The sequence below is a fragment of the Lysinibacillus macroides genome (assembly GCF_001281525.1).
Classification (GTDB): domain Bacteria; phylum Bacillota; class Bacilli; order Bacillales_A; family Planococcaceae; genus Lysinibacillus; species Lysinibacillus macroides.
The window spans coordinates 73,952-91,494 of the sequence record NZ_LGCI01000006.1 but is presented as its reverse complement, the minus strand read 5'-3'; the positions used below and the strand labels follow the sequence as shown (position 1 = coordinate 91,494).

Here is a 17,543-nt window from a genome sequence, read left to right as displayed (position 1 = left end):
TTGAAGAATGGATTGGGGAAGAAATCATGCGATTAATTTCAATCGATGTATTAAAAGAAGGTATGGTTTTAGGAAGAACCATTTGGAATGAGGCAGGTCATCCACTTTTAAAAAAAGATGTTATTATAAATACCCGTATTATGCAAAGGCTTCAACAGTTAAATATACATTATTTATATATTGACGATGAAATTTCTAAGGGTATTGAAGTTGAAGAAACAGTGCCACCTGCTGTGCGCAATAAAGCCATTACAACGATTAAGAGTTCGTTCCAATCAATGGATGGCTGTAATCCAGTAAATGCTTCCTATATTTTAGATCAGCAGTCCAAAACAATTGTCTCTATTGTAGATGAGTTACTTTCAGTAGTAGGTGGAAATGATGAAATTTTAACAGTACTAACAGATGCTTATTTATTTGATGAATATTTATATCAGCACTCTTTTCAAGTAACGCTGTACTCTATAGCGATTGCAAAGGAACTTGGTTATTCTGTCGAGGATTTACGCTTAATTGGTATTGGGGCTTTGTTGCATGATGTTGGCAAGCTAATGGTGCCGAAGGAAATTTTAACAAAGCCAGGTCGTTTAACCAATGATGAGTTTAAAGCAATGCAAATGCATGCTCGTTATGGCTTTGATTTATTACGAAATTTACATTCTATTTCACTGCTTGTGGCACACTGTGCTTTTCAGCATCATGAACGTATTGATGGCAGCGGCTATCCACGAGGTCTCGTAGATTTTGAGATTCACCCATTTGCTAAAATTATTGGTGTTGCAGATGTTTTTGATGCTGTCACAACAAATCGAGTATACCGGGAAAAAATGCTACCTTCACAAGGGTTAGCCATTGTAGAATCAGGTTCTGGTACGCTTTATGATCCACGCATTGTAAAAGCTTTAAAAAGAGCAGTCGTTCATTATCCAAATGGTGTGATCTTAAAATTATCAGACGGGCGCCGTGGAATTGTCTCAAGGCAAAATACATTGGATGCAGCATTGCCATGGATTCGCATTTTTGAGGAGCAAAATCAAATGCTAACAGCTACATATGAAATTAATTTAGTGGATTATCCAGCTGTTATGATTGAAAGCGTTGAGACAGATTATGTGGCGCCTCCCAAAGTAGAATAAATTGCTCCTCCTGTTCATACGTTATGGAACAGGAGGAGATTTTTTTGTTTTTCCCTCGAAAAAGAATGAAATTACGCTCTTATAGCAAAAGGGGAGTACGTCTTAATCGCTTAACGATTTTAATTGTAAGTCTAGTTATTTGTCTGATCTTATTTATTTATTACTTAAATGAACGGCTTATGCCAACCTATTTGCAATATGCTGAAGTACAAACGAATAAAATTGCCTCTTATGTTGTTAGTAAAGCAATTAATTCTCGTACTTCAAATGTTTTAGATGTCAATGATATTATTGAAGATATTCCACCAGGTGCATCTAATATGATGACGACAAAGTTTAATACAGAAATTATCAATCGTGTTCGAGCTGAAACATTAGAGCTTGTGAAAATGTACTTGGAGCAGGCTGAACAAGGGGATCTTGCTCATTTACCTGAATTAGAAAATGTAGAATATGATATGAACAGAATTCAAGAAGGGGATGGTATCGTCTTTTTTGTACCATTGGGTCAGGCTGCCAATATTCCTTTACTGGGAAACTTAGGACCAAAGATTCCAATTCGCTTTCATGTAATTGGGAATGTCCATAGTGAAGTCACCGCATCTATCGAAGAATTTGGTATTAATAGTGCCTATGTAGAGGTTGGTATTCATATGGAGGTAAATGTCCAAATTATTGTGCCATTTGCCAGTAAATCGACGACCGTGTCCCAAAACATCCCTGTAGCAATGGGCTTAACAAGAGGACCAGTTCCGAATATTTATACCAATAGCACAGATGCACCTCAGCCTTCCATTGAAATACCTGTCCCTTATAAGTAGAAATGTATGCTGTGATAGTTGTTGGAGTTCCTTTAATATGTTACATTGACAACAGTGAAGATAGTTACTATAAAAAATGTATATTTTCGATAGGGGCGATATTTATATGACATCTTGTAAACCTACAAGTAAAGAAGAACATTTACGAAAACCAGATTGGTTAAAAATAAAACTAAACACGAATGATGAATATAAAGGGCTTAAAAAGCTGATGCGTGAGAAAAATCTGCATACCGTATGTGAAGAGGCGCGTTGCCCAAATATCCATGAATGCTGGGGAGAAAGACGTACAGCTACAATGATGATTCTTGGCTCTGTTTGTACACGTGCTTGTCGATTCTGTGCGGTGAAAACAGGCTTACCAAATGAATTGGACTTAGCAGAGCCAGAGCGCGTGGCAGATTCAGTAGCCATTATGAACTTAAAGCATGTTGTTATTACAATGGTAGCTCGTGATGATTTAAAGGATGGCGGAGCGCAAGTTCTAGCAGAAACAGTACGTGCCATTCGCCGTAAAAGTCCATTCACATCGGTGGAGGTATTGCCATCGGATTTAGGTGGTATGCAGGAAAACCTTCAATTATTAATGGATGCAAAGCCAGATATTTTAAATCATAATATTGAAACAGTACGCCGCTTAACACCAAGAGTACGTGCGCGTGCAAAATACGAGCGTTCTTTAGAATTCCTTCGTTTAGCCAAAGAAATGCAGCCTGATATTCCAACGAAATCTTCATTAATGATTGGCTTAGGGGAAACACATGAGGAAATTTTAGAAGTAATGGATGATTTACGTGCAAATAATGTGGATATTATGACAATTGGTCAATATTTACAGCCAACAAAAAAACATTTGCCTGTTAAAAAATATTACTCCCCAATAGAATTTGGCAAGCTACGTAAAATTGCGATGGAAAAAGGCTTTAAGCATTGTGAAGCGGGTCCACTTGTACGTAGTAGTTATCATGCAGATGAACAAGTAAATGCTGCAACAAAAGAGCGTCAGTTACAAGCAGAGCTTTAAGCGAAAAAGGTGGGGTCACGTTGATCATAGTTGACGGAATAGAGTATGAGCTTATAGAAGAGTATCGAGATGCCTTTCAGCAGGACGTTCTTCAGGAAAGATACTCCGATATATTAGCCAGATATGATTATATCGTAGGGGATTGGGGCTATAATCAATTACGTTTAAAAGGCTTTTTTGATGATAAAAATCAAAAATCGACATTTGATACGAAAATAAGTACACTACAAGATTACTTATATGAGTATTGCAATTTTGGCTGTGCTTATTTTGTTTTACGCAAGATAGGGAAAGTGGTAAAACAGTCTGAAGCATTAGAGCCCACTGATAATGAACCATTAACTGAATAATCGATAAAAACCTGATGTGATAGGCATCAGGTTTTTGTTTATTTATATAGATGCTAATAGAGATAGCCAGGCAAGCGGAAGTAAAAAAAGTGCCGGATAGAACCCTGAATAGAAGAAAAATCAGAAAAGTGGAGGATAGAACACCCTGATGGATAGCATAAAAAAGTACGGAATAGATTGCTAAAAATCATCAATAGAACTATCGAACTGTATCATTTTTTATACATAGGGCAAAACTAGGAATAAAGGGTGTGTTGTCTATGAAAAGAGCTGTATTTTTAGATCGTGATGGTGTGATAAATGAGGTGCTAACTGATCGAGTGAAATTTGTGAATAAGCCTAAGGATTTTTATTTTTTACCGAAAGTGCCTGAAGCGATCAAGACATTAAATCAGCACTTTGATTATGTTTTTGTTGTAACCAATCAGGGTGGTATTGGCTTAGGGTTTATGAAGGAAACGGATTTACAGAAAATACATGCATATATGATAAAGGAGCTCAAGAAAAAAGGAGCGGTGATTCATGAGGTTGTTTATTGTCCACATAAGCCTAAGTCGGGCTGTGCGTGTAGAAAACCTAATAGTAAATTAATTGAGGATCTAGGAAAGAAATATAATGTGGATTTAGCACAATCCTATATGGTAGGAGATACGGACACGGATATTATTGCAGGGAAGCGAGCAGGCACAAAGGGCGTTTTCTTAGGTGAACAAGAACCGTTAGCAGATGCTGTTTTTTCTGATTTACTAAGTGCTGCACAATGGATCATTCAGGATGCGATCGCTTAAAAGAGGTCAATAAGTATAATTCATTGAAAAAAGCACAGTTTATAAGTAAGAGGTGATGAAATTGACAAAGGAAAAGCATAATAAAAAAACAGTGGATCGAGAAGAGTACGGTTATGGTTTTGATATTAGTGTAGATGATTTAGCTGTTATTGGACAAAATCAGCAAGCTAAAAAGCAACATAATAATGAAAATAAAGACAAGCCACATAATAAAGATAATCCATCCACCCTTAATCAATAACAAATCATCAAAAGATTTCGCAAATGCCCCTTGGCTATATAGATTGAACTTTAGAACCTAACACAAAGTCGGTCGATTATACCTTGTGTATCTTCACTTTGACAACGGATAAATTCACGAACAGCGAGTTTGATTTGCGATGTACTTGAAAAAAAGACATTATGAATGACGCTGTCTTTCAACCATTTCCATAGCCCCTCAATTAAATTCAATTGCGGGCTGTAAGGTGGTAAAAACACCAGTTGTAATCGATTTTGATGCAGCTTTAAAAAAGGCTGAATGAGCTTCGCATGATGAATGCGAGCGTTATCGAGGATCATGACAATTTTTCCATTTGGGTAATGAGCAATGACTTTTTCTAAGAAACGCAGGAAGACTTCTGCATCGTATTTCTCTTCTTCGACGCAGAAGATTTCACCTGTTTCATAATTTAACGTACCGATTAATTTCACGCCTTGATGCTTACCGTATGTGGGGATTTGACGCTGTTTCCCTTTTGGAAACCATGACTTTTGAATGGCTTGGTAGTCACGAATCATGGACTCATCTTGAAAGAGAAGGTGATCGATTTCCTCATACAATAGCTTTTTTTAAAGCAGGAAATGTTTCTTCTTTAAATGTTTTTTGCTTTTCTGGGTCCGCATTCGCCAACGTATAGGTAGGGCGCGTATGACTAAATTGCATGCGTTCTAATAATTTAGACATGCCACGTAAAGAATAGGACACAGCCCATTCACGTTTCACGAGTGAAACGAGTAACGCGAGCGTCCAATTCGTATACGGTGCAAATCCCACATCAGCAGGCGTTTTCGTTGTGACAATCTCAGCCAACTCAGCACGTTGTTCGATGGTCAAACGATGTGGTTTACCTGTAGAAATCCCCATGCGTAAACCTGTTATGCCTTCTTTTTTATAGGCTTTAATATATTCACCAACAGTTGCTCGATTGCGTTGAATGATCATCGCAATTTCAACGTTATTTTTTCCTTCAAGGTGTAGAAATACAGTCTGATACCGCTCAAATAGTCGCTTATCCTTTGTTTGTCGCATCGCCGTTTGAAGTTCTTCTCGTTGTTCATTGCGTAACATGTGGGATCATCCTTTCGACAATAAGTTTGTATACTTTACCCATTTTGAAGGAGATAGAAGCTTTAGTTCAATTTATATAGCGAAATTTTTTTGTATTTCTATGGGGGACTCCTAGATAGTAGCAAAGGCAAGCTTGTGAAGAAGCTTCATTATTATCATACAAAAACACCCTATAAAAAGGGTGTTAGTTCAGTAATTCACGTAAATATTCACGAAGTTCGACTGTTTCTTCTTCAGTGCGATTGTAGATATGTTCTAAGTAACCAGGCTCCTCTACATCATCAGGACCGATAATGGCAAAGCGGCCAAATTGAATATCCATCACAAGCACCTTCCCAAAGAAGCGGCCTGATTGTAAAATCGCTAAATCATAGCGTAACTTTTCCCCAGCAAAACTGACAAAGCGTGTTTTTGTATCTTCTACATCATCGTATAAAAAAAAACGTTCCATCTTTTAATCTCCTTCCAGTCCTATAGATATGGTACTATAGAAAAGAAAAGACTATCAACTTTTAATGATTTGAATGGGGGCTTTCCTTGTGTATTTTGTAGATCGTAATAAAATTACAAAAAATTTACAGTACTTAGATGAGCTATTAGTTATTTTGGAGACAGAGGATCATTGGCTTCAAAATGATATAAAGAAATTAGCGATTGAGCGCATTGGACATAATATTATGGAGTCCATGATGGATGTAGGGAACTTAATGATTGACGGTTTTATTATGCGCGATCCAGGAAGCTACGAGGATATTATTGATATTTTAATCGATGAAAAAGTCGTAGCTGCTGAAATGGAGGCGCCATATAAAGCAGTTGTTGGCTTGCGTAAAATGCTTGTGCGTGAGTTTATCGATGTAGATAGCCAAGAGGTTGTCCATGTACTAACAACCAATTTAGCAGCTTTAAAGCAATTCTCACCCGCAGTCCATCATTATTTAACAAATGAATTAGGGCCAGTTTCGGCATTCTTACCTGAGGATTATCAATGAGAGAGTATAAAGCCTATTGCTTTGACTTAGATGGCACTGTTTACCGAGGCAAGAAAGGGATAGCTTCTGCGATCACTTTTATTCAGCGTTTGCAGCAAGCAGGAAATGAGCCGTTCTATGTAACCAATAATGCTTCTAAGACGCGAGAACAATTACAAGAAGCTTTAATGGCTGTGGGTATCCATGCACCATTAGAGCATATTTATTCGAGCGCATTAGTTACAGCGAAGTATGTAGCTATTCATTTTAAAGACAAAAAAGTAGCTATGATGGGGTCCGATGGTCTTCGTCAAGCATTACTGGAGGCAGGAATTAAGCCTGTCGAGGATGAGCCAGAGGTATTTGTGATGGGAATTGATCGTAAGCTTGATTATATGGCACTTGCAAAAGCTGCACTCTTTATCCAAAAAGGTGCAATCTTTATTGCCACCAATCAAGATATAAAATTTCCGACAGAATATGGCTTCTTACCGGGCAATGGCTCTTTTGCCCGCTTAATAGGTGATGTTGCAGATGTGGAGCCCATCTATATTGGTAAGCCATCATCTGCTATACTAGATATAATCGCTATAGAGCATGGCTTTTCTAAGGAAGAGATGGTGATGATTGGCGATAACTATGATACAGACATTATGTGTGGGATTAATTTTGGCTGTGATACCATCCATGTGAATACAGGTGTTACACCAACGAATGTTGTGCTGGAGAAGGAGCAGCAGCCTACATATATAGTGGATACATTATAATAAAAGGATGTTATGCGAAAAATAGCATAACATCCTCTTTACTTATGCATATAACTTTACCATAAAGGATTTTCTTCAATAAATTGATAAATGGCTTTCGTTAGGGCTTCTGGAGAATCAGCCTCTACCAATTCGCCATTGACAATTGCATAAAAAGTTTCTGAACACTTTGTACAATAACTGAGGCAGCCATATTCCAAAACGTCAATATTCGGATCGCGTTCAAGCGCTTCATAAGTTGCCTGAGAGCCATTTGCTAAATTGCTAATACAAAATTCAACCATTGGGTTCATATGTGTTGTGTCACCTCACCAAAATAATGCTACTCGCTTTTACGAAATTCGTCAACGTTTTAAATATTAGGCTTATGAGAGGCATAAGGCAAATGCATCAATTCAACGTTTTGGTGACAAACTTTAAAAAAATGGTTATTATTTGTGCGAAAATCAATCAGAACAGAAAATTCATATTTATTTTGTGAAATCTTTCACAAAAAAGCATTCTTATATTGTGAAACTTCTCACAATCGGTTATACTCATTTGTGGATACTTTGTGAACAAGGATTATAAGATGTATAAAAGGAGACTATTATGGGAAAATTAGTACTTTTAGGTGGCGGCTACGGCAATATGCGAGTGATGCTGCGTCTATTAAATAACCTTCCATTAGACAGAGAAATTGTGCTAGTAGACAGAGCCCCTTTCCATAGTTTAAAAACAGAATTTTACGCATTAGCAGCAGGGACTTCAACAGATAAAGAAATTCGTGTAAGCTTCCCAGAGCATGAACGCTTAACGGCTGTATATGGAGAAGTCGTTGCTATTAATCGTGCAGAAAAAGTAGTCATTTTAGAAGATGGCCAACGTATTGAGTATGATGATTTAGTAATTGGTCTTGGCTGTGAGGATAAATATCATGGTGTTTCAGGTGCAGCCGAGCACACATATAGCATTCAAACAATGGGGAAATCACGCGCAACGTATCAAGCGCTATGTGGTTTACCAGCAGGTTCTACAGTCGGTGTTGTAGGTGCTGGCTTAAGTGGTATTGAGCTTGCAAGTGAGCTACGCGAAAGCCGCTCTGATTTAAAAATCAAGCTATTTGACCGTGGTCCACGTATTATGAAAGACTTTCCAGAAAAATTAAGTAAATATGTAAAAGATTGGTTTACTAAACATAATGTTGATGTGATTTCTAATTCAAATATTACAAAAGTGGAACCAGGGAAAATTTACAACCATGAAGAAGAAATTGCTCTCGATGCTGTCGTATGGACGGCTGGGGTACAGCCTGTAAAAATCGTGCGTGACATGGATGTGGAGAAGGATGGGCAAGGGCGTCCGCTTGTTACACAATATTTTAATGTACTTGATGATGAGCATGTCTATGTTGTGGGTGATTGTGCTTCTTCGGAATTTCCACCAAGTGCCTATTTAGCAGAAGCACAAGCGGAGCAAATTGCGAAAGTACTTCGTATGCGATGGAAGGGGGAGCTCTTGCCTGAAACAATGCCAGAAATTAAAATAAAAGGCTTTGTCGGCTCTCTCGGGAAAAAACAAGGCTTTGCCTATTTAGCAGATACAACGGTAACAGGACGTATTGCTCGTTTAATGAAATCAGGTATTTTATGGTTATATAAATATCAAAACGACTAATAACACGAAGATTTAAAGAGTATGGCAGGATATTTCTTACCATACTCTTTTACTTTGGAGTGATTAAACCGTTTGATCTGGCATAAAGCCTAAATTTTCAAGTGCTGTAAATACAGGCTTTAATTGTACATAGCCCTCGCCAACAACTTCATTATTAATAAGAACAAGTGGGTAGAAGAACTCATCTTCCTGAATACGCGCTGCATACTCTTGGTCGCGTTCATTCTCAATTGGTCCTTCAATATCGATATAGCGAATATCATAGGCTTGATTTGGATATTTGCGATTGATGGCAGCTTGTAGCCATTCGTATGTATCCTTGGAGGATGGAGCATTGACGCAGCTTGCACAGATGACAGCTGTTCCATAAATTTCAATCATAGGTTTTGTTGATGGCATGGTATTTTCTCTCCTTGTGATTCAATATTGGATTTTTTCTGTTGCTAACATTATAATCATTATAAGGAAAGGAGTCGAGATAAATGGCAGAAGCAACAATTAACGACCAAGTTCAAGAGGTATTAGATAAATTACGCCCATTCTTACTACGTGACGGTGGAGACTGTGAATTAGTAGATGTTGAGGATGGCGTTGTGAAATTACGTTTATTAGGTGCTTGTGGCAGTTGCCCAAGTTCTACGATTACATTGAAAGCTGGTATTGAACGTGCATTATTAGAAGAAGTACCAGGCATTGTAGAAGTAGAGCAAGTATTTTAATGGATTATAACAAGCCTATCTGATTATCAAGTAGTCCCTTTGTCGTAGGGTTTGGTTTGGAACAAGCTAGGCAACTTGAGGGAGATGCTGTCTGTATATTTACAGACGGCATCCTTTTTTTAGTATGATTGCCTTATCAACAGCGTTATGAAACAAGGCATGCGGTTGTAGGAAAATAGCTCCTTTTTTTATTATATAAATATTGTAGTTATTCTCTAAATATAATCATTTTTAACATTATTTTATAGAGAATTAGTAAAACAATTTCAACCACTTACCAAATATGATATTATGCAAGAAATATGCTTTTATAAGCGAGGGGAAAACTTTATGAAAATACTTGTAGCGGATGACTCTATGTTTTCTCAAAAAACAACGATCAAAACTTTAAAATCTATTTATCCAGGTGCTGTGTATGAAACAGCAAATGATGGTTTTGAGTGTATTCAAGTATATGCAGCCTTCCTACCGGATCTCGTATTCATGGATTTATTAATGCCCAAGATGAGTGGGCAAGAGGCAATTAGACAAATACTTGAGAGATACCCAACAGCTAAAATTATCGTGCTTTCGGCTGATATTCAATTGGCAGTTCGTGCTGAGGTTTTATCTGCTGGCGCGTTAGCATTTATTAATAAACCAATAAATGCTATAAAGCTAAAGGAGATTGAATTATTGATAGAAGGGTGATTTCGTTGTTAACACCAACACAAGAGGATATACTAAAAGAGCTGTATAATGTATTTGTGGGCGAGGCGGCTAACTTATTATCAGAAATTCTTCAAAAAAGAATTTTTTTGTCAGTACCAGAAATAAAGTTACTGTCATTGCATGAGTTAAAGTCTAGCGAGAAAGAAAATCTTATTCCGGTATTAAATGGCACGGTATTATCTACTTCTTTAAAGTTTGGCAATGTTTTTTCAGGTAGAGCGGATTTTATTTTTCCAGCTGAGCAAATTAAATATGTAACAGCGCTTTGCCTAGGAGAAGAATACATAGTGGAGGATACAGAATTTTCATTTAATGATGAAGATTTTGATATTGTAAAAGAAATAGGCAATATTATTCTGAATTCTATTATGGGTGGTATGGGAAGCTTGATGGAAATGAAGCTAGAGTATGACGTACCACAAGTAATTTTACATAATGCAGGAGAATTTTGTAAAGCACTTGTTAGTTCAGAAGAGAGTAATTTACTATTGCTCTATGTGAGCTTTGGTGTGGATAATTCAAAGGTGCTAGGCTTAATTTTGATTAAGTTTTCATTAGAATCAGTCGAATTTTTAATACAAAAAGTGAATGAGATTAGTAGGGATTTGAATGAATGATTTATATGTAGCAATCATCAATCAACTAGATAATGGCATAATTTTATTAGATGAGCAAATGAATATTCAATTATGGAATAAATGGTTGGCCAAGTATACCGGTAAAAGCGAGGAAGAAGTGAAGGGCTTGCCGATCACAATGGTCGTTCCACGCTTCAATAAAAAGGTGTATGCTTATATGTTTGAGAAGGCTTTATCAGATGGACAAAAAAGCTTTTGCTCAGCAGCAATGCATCGCTATTTTGTGGACAGTCACTGTGCGGATATGAAGCAGCCCCATCAAAATATTTTAATTCAGCATTTACAAGTGGCGCATCAATCCTATTTAATGATAGAGCTTTATGATGTAGCCAATCACTATAAGCGTATTCAAAATTTAAATAAATCCTTACAAAGTTCTATTGATTTCTCCAAAAGCTTGGAGCAATTCGTTTATTACGATAGTTTAACAGGTTTACCAAATCGAAAATTTGTTTTGGACCGTTTAGAGCATTTAATCAAAGAAGAGGATAAGGTATTTTCACTATTTTTCATTGATTTGAATGGCTTTAAGGCTGTTAATGACCAATATGGGCATTTGCAAGGAGACCTGCTATTACAAATGTTTGCTGAACGCTGTAAGCAAGTTGTTCAAAAGCAGGAGGTTGTGGCACGACTTAGCGGAGATGAATTTCTACTCTTAGTGGAAAATAGAACGTCTATCGAGGCTGTGGAACAGTATGTAGCAAAAATAAATAAGCTGTTACAGGAGCCATTTATTATTGAGGAACAGCAAATCACCATTTCCGCAAGTATTGGCTATGCATGTTTCCCACAGGATGGGGTCACAGCGAAGCAACTATTGAATGTTGCAGATGATCAAATGTATGTGCAAAAAAGAGCGAAGAAGAAAGGTTTTTAACAAGAAAAGATGTTACTGCTGTCGATCATGAAGCAGGGCTGGTATATAACTAATTAAGCTGTACAAAGAAAAACCCAAACGATTACAAAATACTTAAATTTAGTGTTTTGCAGGATGGTTTGGGTTTTTCTTTGGTTGAAATATATATCTATATTAGTCTAGCATTTTCACTATGCATCATGGTCATGCTTTTTTTCTTCTCGTATAAGCGCCCACTGTTCTTTGACCATATCCATAATTTTTGCCTCTCCACTAACATTTTGTTTTTCAATGACTCTGGAAAAGAAGCGTGTGGCATTTTCGATATCACCAATACGTCTCGATAATTCAGCAATCATATAAATAATGCGTACAGTGGACATTTGAGTTGAACTATAATCCTCTGTAGAGTATGAGTCCATATATTTATCCCGAGCTAATTTTAAAAAACGCTCCTCTTGCCCTTTATTATTGAGGGAGCGATAGAGCCACGCAAGACGTAGAAGTAATCCAGCAATAGCTACATTCTTTTCTTTTTTTATTGTGCCACAAAGAAAGGCAAGCTTATAGGCTTGAATAGCCTGAAACACAGTACGTTCTCCCTTGAAAGCATGATGTACCCATTTTTCGGTAATTTGCGTACGAATTTCATCCTGAATACCTGGTGCAAAATATTTGGTAAAATCTTCAGTAAAGGAAAAACCACAATGCTCACACACAAAGACATTGTAGTAAAGAGCATTAACATCATTAGCGTAGATAGGTTGAAAGTCCGTTTCTGTATGATCTATTTTAATAAATTTTGAGCGCACTTTTAATGTTGGAAATTCTTTTTTACAATTTATACATTGAATTTGTTTTTCGTAATATGGTGAAATCTCCATATCTAATTGCCCCCTCCAGCGAAGTCATTGTAACTATTATACCAATGAGCAGTATAGAAACATGAATAAAAAATACTAAATATGTGAAAAAAATAAGAATTATAACGGAAAATTGATTGGAAGCGGAATATTTGTCATACAATAGCTGAAATTGATATGATAATACATAAGAAGGAAGGTGACTGGGATGACAAGTGTAAAGCAAATAATTGAAATCACACAGGCTGCTGGGTTCCATATTCAGGAGATGATGGAGCATAATGAAGAGCAGGGTGCTTGTTTACGTGTAGTCGTAAATGGAGGCGGCTGTAGCGGCTTATCTTATGGGATGCATTTTGATAAAGAGAAAAAGGAAGACGACTTTGAAGATGTACAGCATGGTTTAACAGTTCTTGTTTCCCGCGAAGATGCGCCGATTTTAATGGGAACAAAAATTGACTATAAACAATCGCTCATGGGCGGAGGCTTTACCATCGACAATCCAAATGCCATTGCATCATGTGGCTGTGGTACGTCATTTAAAACAGCAAAGCGTGAAGGCTCGCCTGAAGTTTGTGAATAATAGAAAATAACATGCTAAAATAAGCCTCTTTGATTTGTTTAGTACACAACAAATCAAAGAGGCTTTTTGGTGTAGGAGGTTTGTGCTTCTATTGCACGGTCTTGTTGATTTGTCACATCTAACTTTACGATGGATGTGTTGTTCTACGTTCCAAAATCTGCTGTAATTGTTCCTGTTGACCAAAAAATAATATAAGCAATATCCTTCCCTTCATTAAGTAATTGAAGTGTATATTTTTCATCCATTACTTCTTGGACATTATCAGGAGCAATACTACGTTATTTTGACGAATAACAAGCTGTTAAATGAAATCCAGTATAACCCAGTAAAAATAATAATTTTTTTAATGCGTCTTCACCTGCCATACAGGATTAACTAAAAGGAGCGATGATGATAAGCAAGATAAATAAGCTTACACCTGCAAGCATCAAATAACCGATGATTTTTATTGGTTTTGGAAGTTTTTTGATGTTAGCTTGGTCAGGTATGCCGATATGCTTCTTTAAAAAATCATTGCCGTCATCGAATGGGTTTTTATGACTCATAACATCCCCCCATAGTTTTTTTACATATATTCCACAAACACCACCTTTACGGAAAAAGCAATATCATGTGGAAGTTCCTCACCTTCTACTAAATTTGTACCTGTATTGACTATAGACACCTTCGTCTTCAAAACTCCATGCGTTGTAAAATGTGTTTTACTTTCACCGATAGCAGATGTAATTTGCTCATCCACCTCATAAGCACGAGTTTCTTCAATTTGATCTTTTAATAGCGCAGTGCCCAATAAAATCGGTCCCTTTTGGATTGCTTTCTCCTCTTTTTTAGAATGGGTCTCCTCCTCAGGTAAGTTTGTACTACAGCCTAGCAATATAAAAATAATAGAGCTGATACTTATTAATTTATAAATATTCATTATCTCCTCCTAAGTGATTGTTTTTATCTATTATAGTGAAATATTATAATATTTATAATTATTGCTTGTTCCCATCATGATTGCATTTATAGCAAGAAGCTTTTTTCTGGTAAGAATTCGCTATAAAATAGTGAATAAAGCTTCAATCTAAGAAAAGTAAGCAGGTATAATAGCTATACAGAGGTGAGAGGTATGAGAAAAGATCGAGGAAAAATTTGGTTAGGTGTATCAGGTGTGACGGTGAATCAGCTTGGGCAATGGTTGGTGGTGAAAAAGGCATATAGTGGCTTAAAGGGACGTTGGTCATTACCAGCAGGCTTTGTGCAGGCAGGTGAAACAGTTGACGAGGCGGTTATCCGTGAAATAAAGGAAGAAACGGGCATCGACTGCAAGGTATCGGGTTTAATTGGTTTTCGGACAGGGGTTATCCGCGATGAAATCAGTGATAATATGGCTATTTTTTATTGCCAAATGCAAGATGAGCAGCAGCAAATATGTATTCAGGAAAATGAAATACTAGAGGCAAAATGGTTATATCCACAGGAGCTTGCACAAGATGAAATGACATCTGTTATGCTAAAGGAAATGGCCTCCAATCAATTTGAAAGACATCAATTAGAAGTGATAGAAGGCATTAATCCAGGAGACATTTTTGGCTACACTTCTTATCGCTTGTTCTTTAAAAAGTAAAAGCACCGTTACTTGCGACAATAAGCTACTTAAATATGTCGAACAGGCGAAAACAAAGCTATGTTCATTGAAAGCGTTGTCGTAATCATGTAAACTAATGAGAGGAAAACGGAGGTTATACATACATGGAAGGTCCAGTTTCATTAGTACAGTTAATCATTTCTATTTTGCTATTTTTCGTCATGTTCTTTGGTATCGGTTTTTTGCTAAATATGCTGTTACGTATGACATGGTTAATGGCGATTGTGTATCCAATTGTTGTCATTTTTATTGTAGATGAGGTAAGCTTTTTAGATTATATTTTTAAGCCAGGCTCTGCATTTCCTGCGTTAATGGATAAATTCCAGGCTCTGCAGTTTGTTGATATTGCCATTTTATCAGGGGGCTTTGCAGGCTCCATTGTGGCAGGTATTGTAATGATTTATTTACGAAAAAGCGGATATCGAATGTTCTAATGTGTCTAGTATTCTTCTTTCAATTGAGGGAAGAATACCTTTTTTATACAAAAGAACACAGCCTCCGTCAAGAGGATGTGTTAATAGCGCTATAGTAAAAGCTCATAGGTGATAATGGCGATAAAAATACCTGTAAGGGCTCCGAAAAATACCTCGCTTCGTTTATGACCCAATAATGTTTTTAATTCCTCCATTTTCTCTTGCCCATCCATCTGTGGCCATTTTTTTAAATCATGGAGCAATGTTTGAAAATCTTTACGTAGCTGATTTAAGACTGCCGCATGTTGTCCCGCCTGGTAACGTACACCACTTGCATCATACATCACGATAAAGGAGAACATAGCAGCTACTGCAAAAATAGGCGAGCTTAGGCCCGTCTCATAGGCAATAGACGTGGTCAACCCCGTAACAGAAGCGGAGTGCGAGCTAGGCATACCCCCTGTTGAAGTAAAGAGGCTCCATTTTATTTGTCTCGTCATTAAGAAATGGATAGGGATTTTGACAAACTGTGCAAAAATAACGGCAAAGAGAGCAACGAGTAATGGGGTATTTTGAAGTAAGCTCAAATTCATCACGACCTTTGCAAATAATTACGTTTATTATAACATTCATTATTTTCTAAAAGAAGGTATAGGCAAATATTACGCACCTTTCAGAAACTTCGTTATAATAGTATATGGAATGGAGGCGTTTACATGCATATTGTAAAAGAGGCAAAAACATTTGAAACGATTTCTACTGAACTGGTAGTCGTAGGAGTCACCAAACATCGTGAACAAATGCAGACTTGGGCAAGCTTTTCATCCTTTTATGGTGAATCCCTTGAGACATGGATTAATGCAGGAGATGTATCGACTGCATTAAAAAAGCTAACAAAATTACCATTTGTCAAAGATCATGCCAACCTTAAACGTATTTTATTTGTTGGTTTGGATGAACGTAAAAACTTAACAGAGGGCGATCTTCGAGCAGCATTTGGCCTAGTAGGGAAAGAGCTAAGAGCTTTAAAAGTGAAGGAGTATTCGATTTGGCTCGAATCATTTACTACAGAATCCATCACAGTAGCAGATGTAGCCTTTTTAGCGGGTGAAGGTATAGGGCTCGGCTACTATGCAATTCCTCATTATAAAACAACTTCAAATGAGGTGGATAAACGTATAGATGCCGTTCATCTTGTGACAGCAGCAGATGATTTAGATGCAGTAGTAGCGAGCTTTGAAGTTGGTGTGATTTATGCGGATGCCGTAAATGAGGCACGCAGTTTAATTAATTTACCGCCAAATTTATTAACAGCTACTGATTTAGCTCATTATGCAGAGTCGCTTGCTGCTAACTATGATTTTGAAATAGAGATTTTAGAGAAAGCACAATTGGAGGAACTTGGGATGGGCGGTATTTTAAGCGTAAACCAAGGCTCCTATGAAGAACCTCGTTTAATAACATTAAAATATAAGGCGACAGAGGATTTTGAAGAGTCAATTGGTCTTGTTGGTAAAGGTGTCACATATGATACAGGTGGCTATTCTTTAAAACCAAGAGATGGAATGGTTGGCATGAAAGGTGATATGGGCGGTGCAGCTGCTGTACTTGGGGCAATGAAAATTATCGGTGAGTTACGTCCCGCTAAAAATGTTATCGCTGTTATTGGCTCTACGGATAATATGGTATCTGATAGAGCCTTTAAACCAGATGATGTCATTACAACATACAGCGGGAAAACAGTAGAAGTATTAAATACAGATGCAGAAGGACGCTTAGTGCTAGCGGATGCTATTACTTATGCGAAACAGCAAGGTGCTACAGCGCTAATTGATGTTGCGACATTAACGGGAGGCGTTATTACTGCACTTGGTATGGATAAGACAGGTGCACTATCTAACGATGATGCATTTTTTGCAGCATTTATGGAAGCAGCCAAAGAGACAGATGAGTTTGTGTGGCGTATGCCTTTAACCGAAAATGATAAAAAACGCATTCGTAAATCAGATGTGGCTGATTTAAATAACTCACCTGGTCGTGATGGTCATATGATTTTTGGTGGTGGCTTTGTCGGTGAATTTGCTGGCGATACCCCATGGATTCATTTAGATATTGCTGGTACATCTGATGCAGCGGCAGTTCATGATTTAGGACCTAAAGGCGGCACAGGTGTGATGGTACGTACACTTGCTAATTTTGTCCAACGCTTAGGCGAGGAAGCATAGAATAGAATCATCAGCGAGGCATTTATTCTCGCTGATTTTTTTGTGATTCAAGCGCTAAT

General features: G+C 37.3%; 25 protein-coding genes. 17 read left to right on the top strand and 8 right to left on the bottom strand.

All coding sequences use genetic code 11. The features are described 5' to 3' along the window. Positions 1 to 26: 26 nt before the first annotated feature. The 6 genes from ADM90_RS10750 to ADM90_RS10725 all read left to right on the top strand — a co-directional run bounded on the left by ADM90_RS10750 (position 27) and on the right by ADM90_RS10725 (position 4,360). Positions 27 to 1,136 (top strand): HD-GYP domain-containing protein, encoded by a 1,110-nt coding sequence (locus ADM90_RS10750; RefSeq protein WP_053995025.1) that lies wholly within the window; start codon positions 27 to 29, stop codon positions 1,134 to 1,136. A 23-nt stretch (positions 1,137 to 1,159) separates the two neighbouring features. Beyond that, complete coding sequence (gene yunB, locus ADM90_RS10745) at positions 1,160 to 1,957, top strand: sporulation protein YunB (RefSeq protein WP_053995024.1); 798 nt, start codon at positions 1,160 to 1,162, stop codon at positions 1,955 to 1,957. 106 nt (positions 1,958 to 2,063) lie between these two features. After that, positions 2,064 to 2,981, top strand: a complete 918-nt coding sequence (lipA, locus tag ADM90_RS10740) for a lipoyl synthase (protein ID WP_053995023.1) — start codon at positions 2,064 to 2,066, stop codon at positions 2,979 to 2,981. Between the two features lie 20 nt (positions 2,982 to 3,001). Then, entirely contained in the window at positions 3,002 to 3,331 is a 330-nt protein-coding gene (locus tag ADM90_RS10735; protein WP_053995022.1) for a YutD family protein, read from the top strand. 260 nt (positions 3,332 to 3,591) lie between these two features. After that, a complete protein-coding gene (locus tag ADM90_RS10730; RefSeq protein WP_053995021.1) occupies positions 3,592 to 4,119 on the top strand; it encodes a D-glycero-alpha-D-manno-heptose-1,7-bisphosphate 7-phosphatase in 528 nt (175 codons plus the stop codon). A gap of 55 nt (positions 4,120 to 4,174) precedes the next feature. Continuing rightward, positions 4,175 to 4,360: a hypothetical protein gene (locus ADM90_RS10725; protein ID WP_200908546.1), complete on the top strand. Its 186-nt coding sequence runs from the start codon at positions 4,175 to 4,177 to the stop codon at positions 4,358 to 4,360. Between the two features lie 50 nt (positions 4,361 to 4,410). Here ADM90_RS10725 and ADM90_RS23810 read toward each other — a convergent pair. Then, a protein-coding gene (locus tag ADM90_RS23810; protein WP_152927960.1) for an IS630 family transposase occupies positions 4,411 to 5,449 on the bottom strand; the annotation gives its coding sequence in 2 pieces (ribosomal slippage) (positions 4,411 to 4,950 and positions 4,952 to 5,449; 1,038 coding nt in all). 184 nt (positions 5,450 to 5,633) lie between these two features. Continuing rightward, complete coding sequence (locus ADM90_RS10710; protein ID WP_053995019.1) at positions 5,634 to 5,900, bottom strand: DUF3055 domain-containing protein; 267 nt, start codon at positions 5,898 to 5,900, stop codon at positions 5,634 to 5,636. 88 nt (positions 5,901 to 5,988) lie between these two features. Between ADM90_RS10710 and ADM90_RS10705 the strand changes: the two genes are divergently transcribed. Beyond that, the gene (locus tag ADM90_RS10705; protein ID WP_053995018.1) at positions 5,989 to 6,441 is read left to right on the top strand and encodes a DUF86 domain-containing protein; all 453 of its coding nucleotides are present in this window, start codon (positions 5,989 to 5,991) and stop codon (positions 6,439 to 6,441) included. Next, positions 6,438 to 7,187 carry a TIGR01457 family HAD-type hydrolase gene (locus ADM90_RS10700; protein ID WP_053995017.1) on the top strand — a complete coding sequence of 250 codons (750 nt, stop codon included), beginning with the start codon at positions 6,438 to 6,440 and terminating at the stop codon, positions 7,185 to 7,187. Before ADM90_RS10705 ends, ADM90_RS10700 begins: the two co-directional genes overlap by 4 nt. 56 nt (positions 7,188 to 7,243) lie before the next feature. On the opposite strand, the gene ADM90_RS10695 is transcribed toward ADM90_RS10700, so the two are convergent. Continuing rightward, complete coding sequence (locus ADM90_RS10695) at positions 7,244 to 7,480, bottom strand: YuzB family protein (protein ID WP_053995016.1); 237 nt, start codon at positions 7,478 to 7,480, stop codon at positions 7,244 to 7,246. Positions 7,481 to 7,778: 298 nt separating this feature from the next. On the opposite strand from ADM90_RS10695, the gene ADM90_RS10690 reads away from it, so the two are divergent. Then, positions 7,779 to 8,843 (top strand): NAD(P)/FAD-dependent oxidoreductase, encoded by a 1,065-nt coding sequence (locus ADM90_RS10690; protein WP_053995015.1) that lies wholly within the window; start codon positions 7,779 to 7,781, stop codon positions 8,841 to 8,843. Between the two features lie 63 nt (positions 8,844 to 8,906). Here ADM90_RS10690 and ADM90_RS10685 read toward each other — a convergent pair whose 3' ends face one another. Further along, on the bottom strand, positions 8,907 to 9,242 hold the full coding sequence (locus ADM90_RS10685; protein ID WP_053995014.1) for a YuzD family protein: 336 nt from the start codon (positions 9,240 to 9,242) through the stop codon (positions 8,907 to 8,909). A gap of 83 nt (positions 9,243 to 9,325) precedes the next feature. Here ADM90_RS10685 and ADM90_RS10680 point away from each other — a divergent pair, with 83 nt between their 5' ends. The 4 genes from ADM90_RS10680 (at position 9,326) to ADM90_RS10665 (ending at position 11,791) form a co-directional block, all read left to right on the top strand. Continuing rightward, positions 9,326 to 9,562 carry a NifU family protein gene (locus ADM90_RS10680; protein ID WP_004228295.1) on the top strand — a complete coding sequence of 79 codons (237 nt, stop codon included), beginning with the start codon at positions 9,326 to 9,328 and terminating at the stop codon, positions 9,560 to 9,562. Positions 9,563 to 9,892: 330 nt separating this feature from the next. Next, entirely contained in the window at positions 9,893 to 10,252 is a 360-nt protein-coding gene (locus ADM90_RS10675) for a response regulator (protein ID WP_053995013.1), read from the top strand. Positions 10,253 to 10,257: 5 nt separating this feature from the next. Next, entirely contained in the window at positions 10,258 to 10,890 is a 633-nt protein-coding gene (locus tag ADM90_RS10670; RefSeq protein ID WP_053995012.1) for a hypothetical protein, read from the top strand. Beyond that, the gene (locus tag ADM90_RS10665; protein WP_053995011.1) at positions 10,883 to 11,791 is read left to right on the top strand and encodes a sensor domain-containing diguanylate cyclase; all 909 of its coding nucleotides are present in this window, start codon (positions 10,883 to 10,885) and stop codon (positions 11,789 to 11,791) included. Before ADM90_RS10670 ends, ADM90_RS10665 begins: the two co-directional genes overlap by 8 nt. A gap of 170 nt (positions 11,792 to 11,961) precedes the next feature. Here the strand turns inward: ADM90_RS10665 and ADM90_RS10660 are convergent, their stop codons facing one another. Continuing rightward, a complete protein-coding gene (locus ADM90_RS10660; RefSeq protein WP_053995010.1) occupies positions 11,962 to 12,654 on the bottom strand; it encodes a DUF2225 domain-containing protein in 693 nt (230 codons plus the stop codon). Positions 12,655 to 12,841: 187 nt separating this feature from the next. On the opposite strand from ADM90_RS10660, the gene ADM90_RS10655 reads away from it, so the two are divergent. Further along, positions 12,842 to 13,216, top strand: coding sequence for a HesB/IscA family protein (locus tag ADM90_RS10655; protein WP_053995009.1), 375 nt, complete (start codon positions 12,842 to 12,844; stop codon positions 13,214 to 13,216). Between the two features lie 371 nt (positions 13,217 to 13,587). Here ADM90_RS10655 and ADM90_RS24295 read toward each other — a convergent pair whose 3' ends face one another. After that, positions 13,588 to 13,761 carry an amino acid transporter gene (locus ADM90_RS24295; RefSeq protein ID WP_152928010.1) on the bottom strand — a complete coding sequence of 58 codons (174 nt, stop codon included), beginning with the start codon at positions 13,759 to 13,761 and terminating at the stop codon, positions 13,588 to 13,590. Positions 13,762 to 13,781: 20 nt separating this feature from the next. After that, positions 13,782 to 14,135 carry a hypothetical protein gene (locus ADM90_RS10650; RefSeq protein WP_053995008.1) on the bottom strand — a complete coding sequence of 118 codons (354 nt, stop codon included), beginning with the start codon at positions 14,133 to 14,135 and terminating at the stop codon, positions 13,782 to 13,784. Positions 14,136 to 14,327: 192 nt separating this feature from the next. Between ADM90_RS10650 and ADM90_RS10645 the strand changes: the two genes are divergently transcribed. Further along, positions 14,328 to 14,825 carry an NUDIX hydrolase gene (locus ADM90_RS10645; protein ID WP_053995007.1) on the top strand — a complete coding sequence of 166 codons (498 nt, stop codon included), beginning with the start codon at positions 14,328 to 14,330 and terminating at the stop codon, positions 14,823 to 14,825. A 125-nt stretch (positions 14,826 to 14,950) separates the two neighbouring features. Next, positions 14,951 to 15,280, top strand: coding sequence for a YuiB family protein (locus ADM90_RS10640; RefSeq protein ID WP_053995006.1), 330 nt, complete (start codon positions 14,951 to 14,953; stop codon positions 15,278 to 15,280). 89 nt (positions 15,281 to 15,369) lie between these two features. Here ADM90_RS10640 and ADM90_RS10635 read toward each other — a convergent pair whose 3' ends face one another. Then, the gene (locus tag ADM90_RS10635) at positions 15,370 to 15,852 is read right to left on the bottom strand and encodes a divergent PAP2 family protein (protein ID WP_053995005.1); all 483 of its coding nucleotides are present in this window, start codon (positions 15,850 to 15,852) and stop codon (positions 15,370 to 15,372) included. 123 nt (positions 15,853 to 15,975) lie between these two features. Here ADM90_RS10635 and ADM90_RS10630 point away from each other — a divergent pair, with 123 nt between their 5' ends. Further along, entirely contained in the window at positions 15,976 to 17,484 is a 1,509-nt protein-coding gene (locus tag ADM90_RS10630) for a leucyl aminopeptidase (RefSeq protein ID WP_053995004.1), read from the top strand. The last annotated feature ends 59 nt before the right edge of the window (positions 17,485 to 17,543 follow it).

Coding starts and splice junctions, on each gene's coding strand:
- ADM90_RS10750 (WP_053995025.1), top strand. CDS start 27: ATGCGATTAATTTCAATCGATGTATTAAAAGAAGGTATGGTTTTAGGA.
- yunB (WP_053995024.1), top strand. CDS start 1,160: ATGGAACAGGAGGAGATTTTTTTGTTTTTCCCTCGAAAAAGAATGAAA.
- lipA (WP_053995023.1), top strand. CDS start 2,064: ATGACATCTTGTAAACCTACAAGTAAAGAAGAACATTTACGAAAACCA.
- ADM90_RS10730 (WP_053995021.1), top strand. CDS start 3,592: ATGAAAAGAGCTGTATTTTTAGATCGTGATGGTGTGATAAATGAGGTG.
- ADM90_RS10725 (WP_200908546.1), top strand. CDS start 4,175: ATGAAATTGACAAAGGAAAAGCATAATAAAAAAACAGTGGATCGAGAA.
- ADM90_RS10710 (WP_053995019.1), bottom strand. CDS start 5,900: ATGGAACGTTTTTTTTTATACGATGATGTAGAAGATACAAAAACACGC.
- ADM90_RS10700 (WP_053995017.1), top strand. CDS start 6,438: ATGAGAGAGTATAAAGCCTATTGCTTTGACTTAGATGGCACTGTTTAC.
- ADM90_RS10695 (WP_053995016.1), bottom strand. CDS start 7,480: ATGAACCCAATGGTTGAATTTTGTATTAGCAATTTAGCAAATGGCTCT.
- ADM90_RS10690 (WP_053995015.1), top strand. CDS start 7,779: ATGGGAAAATTAGTACTTTTAGGTGGCGGCTACGGCAATATGCGAGTG.
- ADM90_RS10685 (WP_053995014.1), bottom strand. CDS start 9,242: ATGCCATCAACAAAACCTATGATTGAAATTTATGGAACAGCTGTCATC.
- ADM90_RS10680 (WP_004228295.1), top strand. CDS start 9,326: ATGGCAGAAGCAACAATTAACGACCAAGTTCAAGAGGTATTAGATAAA.
- ADM90_RS10675 (WP_053995013.1), top strand. CDS start 9,893: ATGAAAATACTTGTAGCGGATGACTCTATGTTTTCTCAAAAAACAACG.
- ADM90_RS10665 (WP_053995011.1), top strand. CDS start 10,883: ATGAATGATTTATATGTAGCAATCATCAATCAACTAGATAATGGCATA.
- ADM90_RS10660 (WP_053995010.1), bottom strand. CDS start 12,654: ATGGAGATTTCACCATATTACGAAAAACAAATTCAATGTATAAATTGT.
- ADM90_RS10655 (WP_053995009.1), top strand. CDS start 12,842: ATGACAAGTGTAAAGCAAATAATTGAAATCACACAGGCTGCTGGGTTC.
- ADM90_RS24295 (WP_152928010.1), bottom strand. CDS start 13,761: ATGAGTCATAAAAACCCATTCGATGACGGCAATGATTTTTTAAAGAAG.
- ADM90_RS10650 (WP_053995008.1), bottom strand. CDS start 14,135: ATGAATATTTATAAATTAATAAGTATCAGCTCTATTATTTTTATATTG.
- ADM90_RS10645 (WP_053995007.1), top strand. CDS start 14,328: ATGAGAAAAGATCGAGGAAAAATTTGGTTAGGTGTATCAGGTGTGACG.
- ADM90_RS10640 (WP_053995006.1), top strand. CDS start 14,951: ATGGAAGGTCCAGTTTCATTAGTACAGTTAATCATTTCTATTTTGCTA.
- ADM90_RS10635 (WP_053995005.1), bottom strand. CDS start 15,852: ATGAATTTGAGCTTACTTCAAAATACCCCATTACTCGTTGCTCTCTTT.
- ADM90_RS10630 (WP_053995004.1), top strand. CDS start 15,976: ATGCATATTGTAAAAGAGGCAAAAACATTTGAAACGATTTCTACTGAA.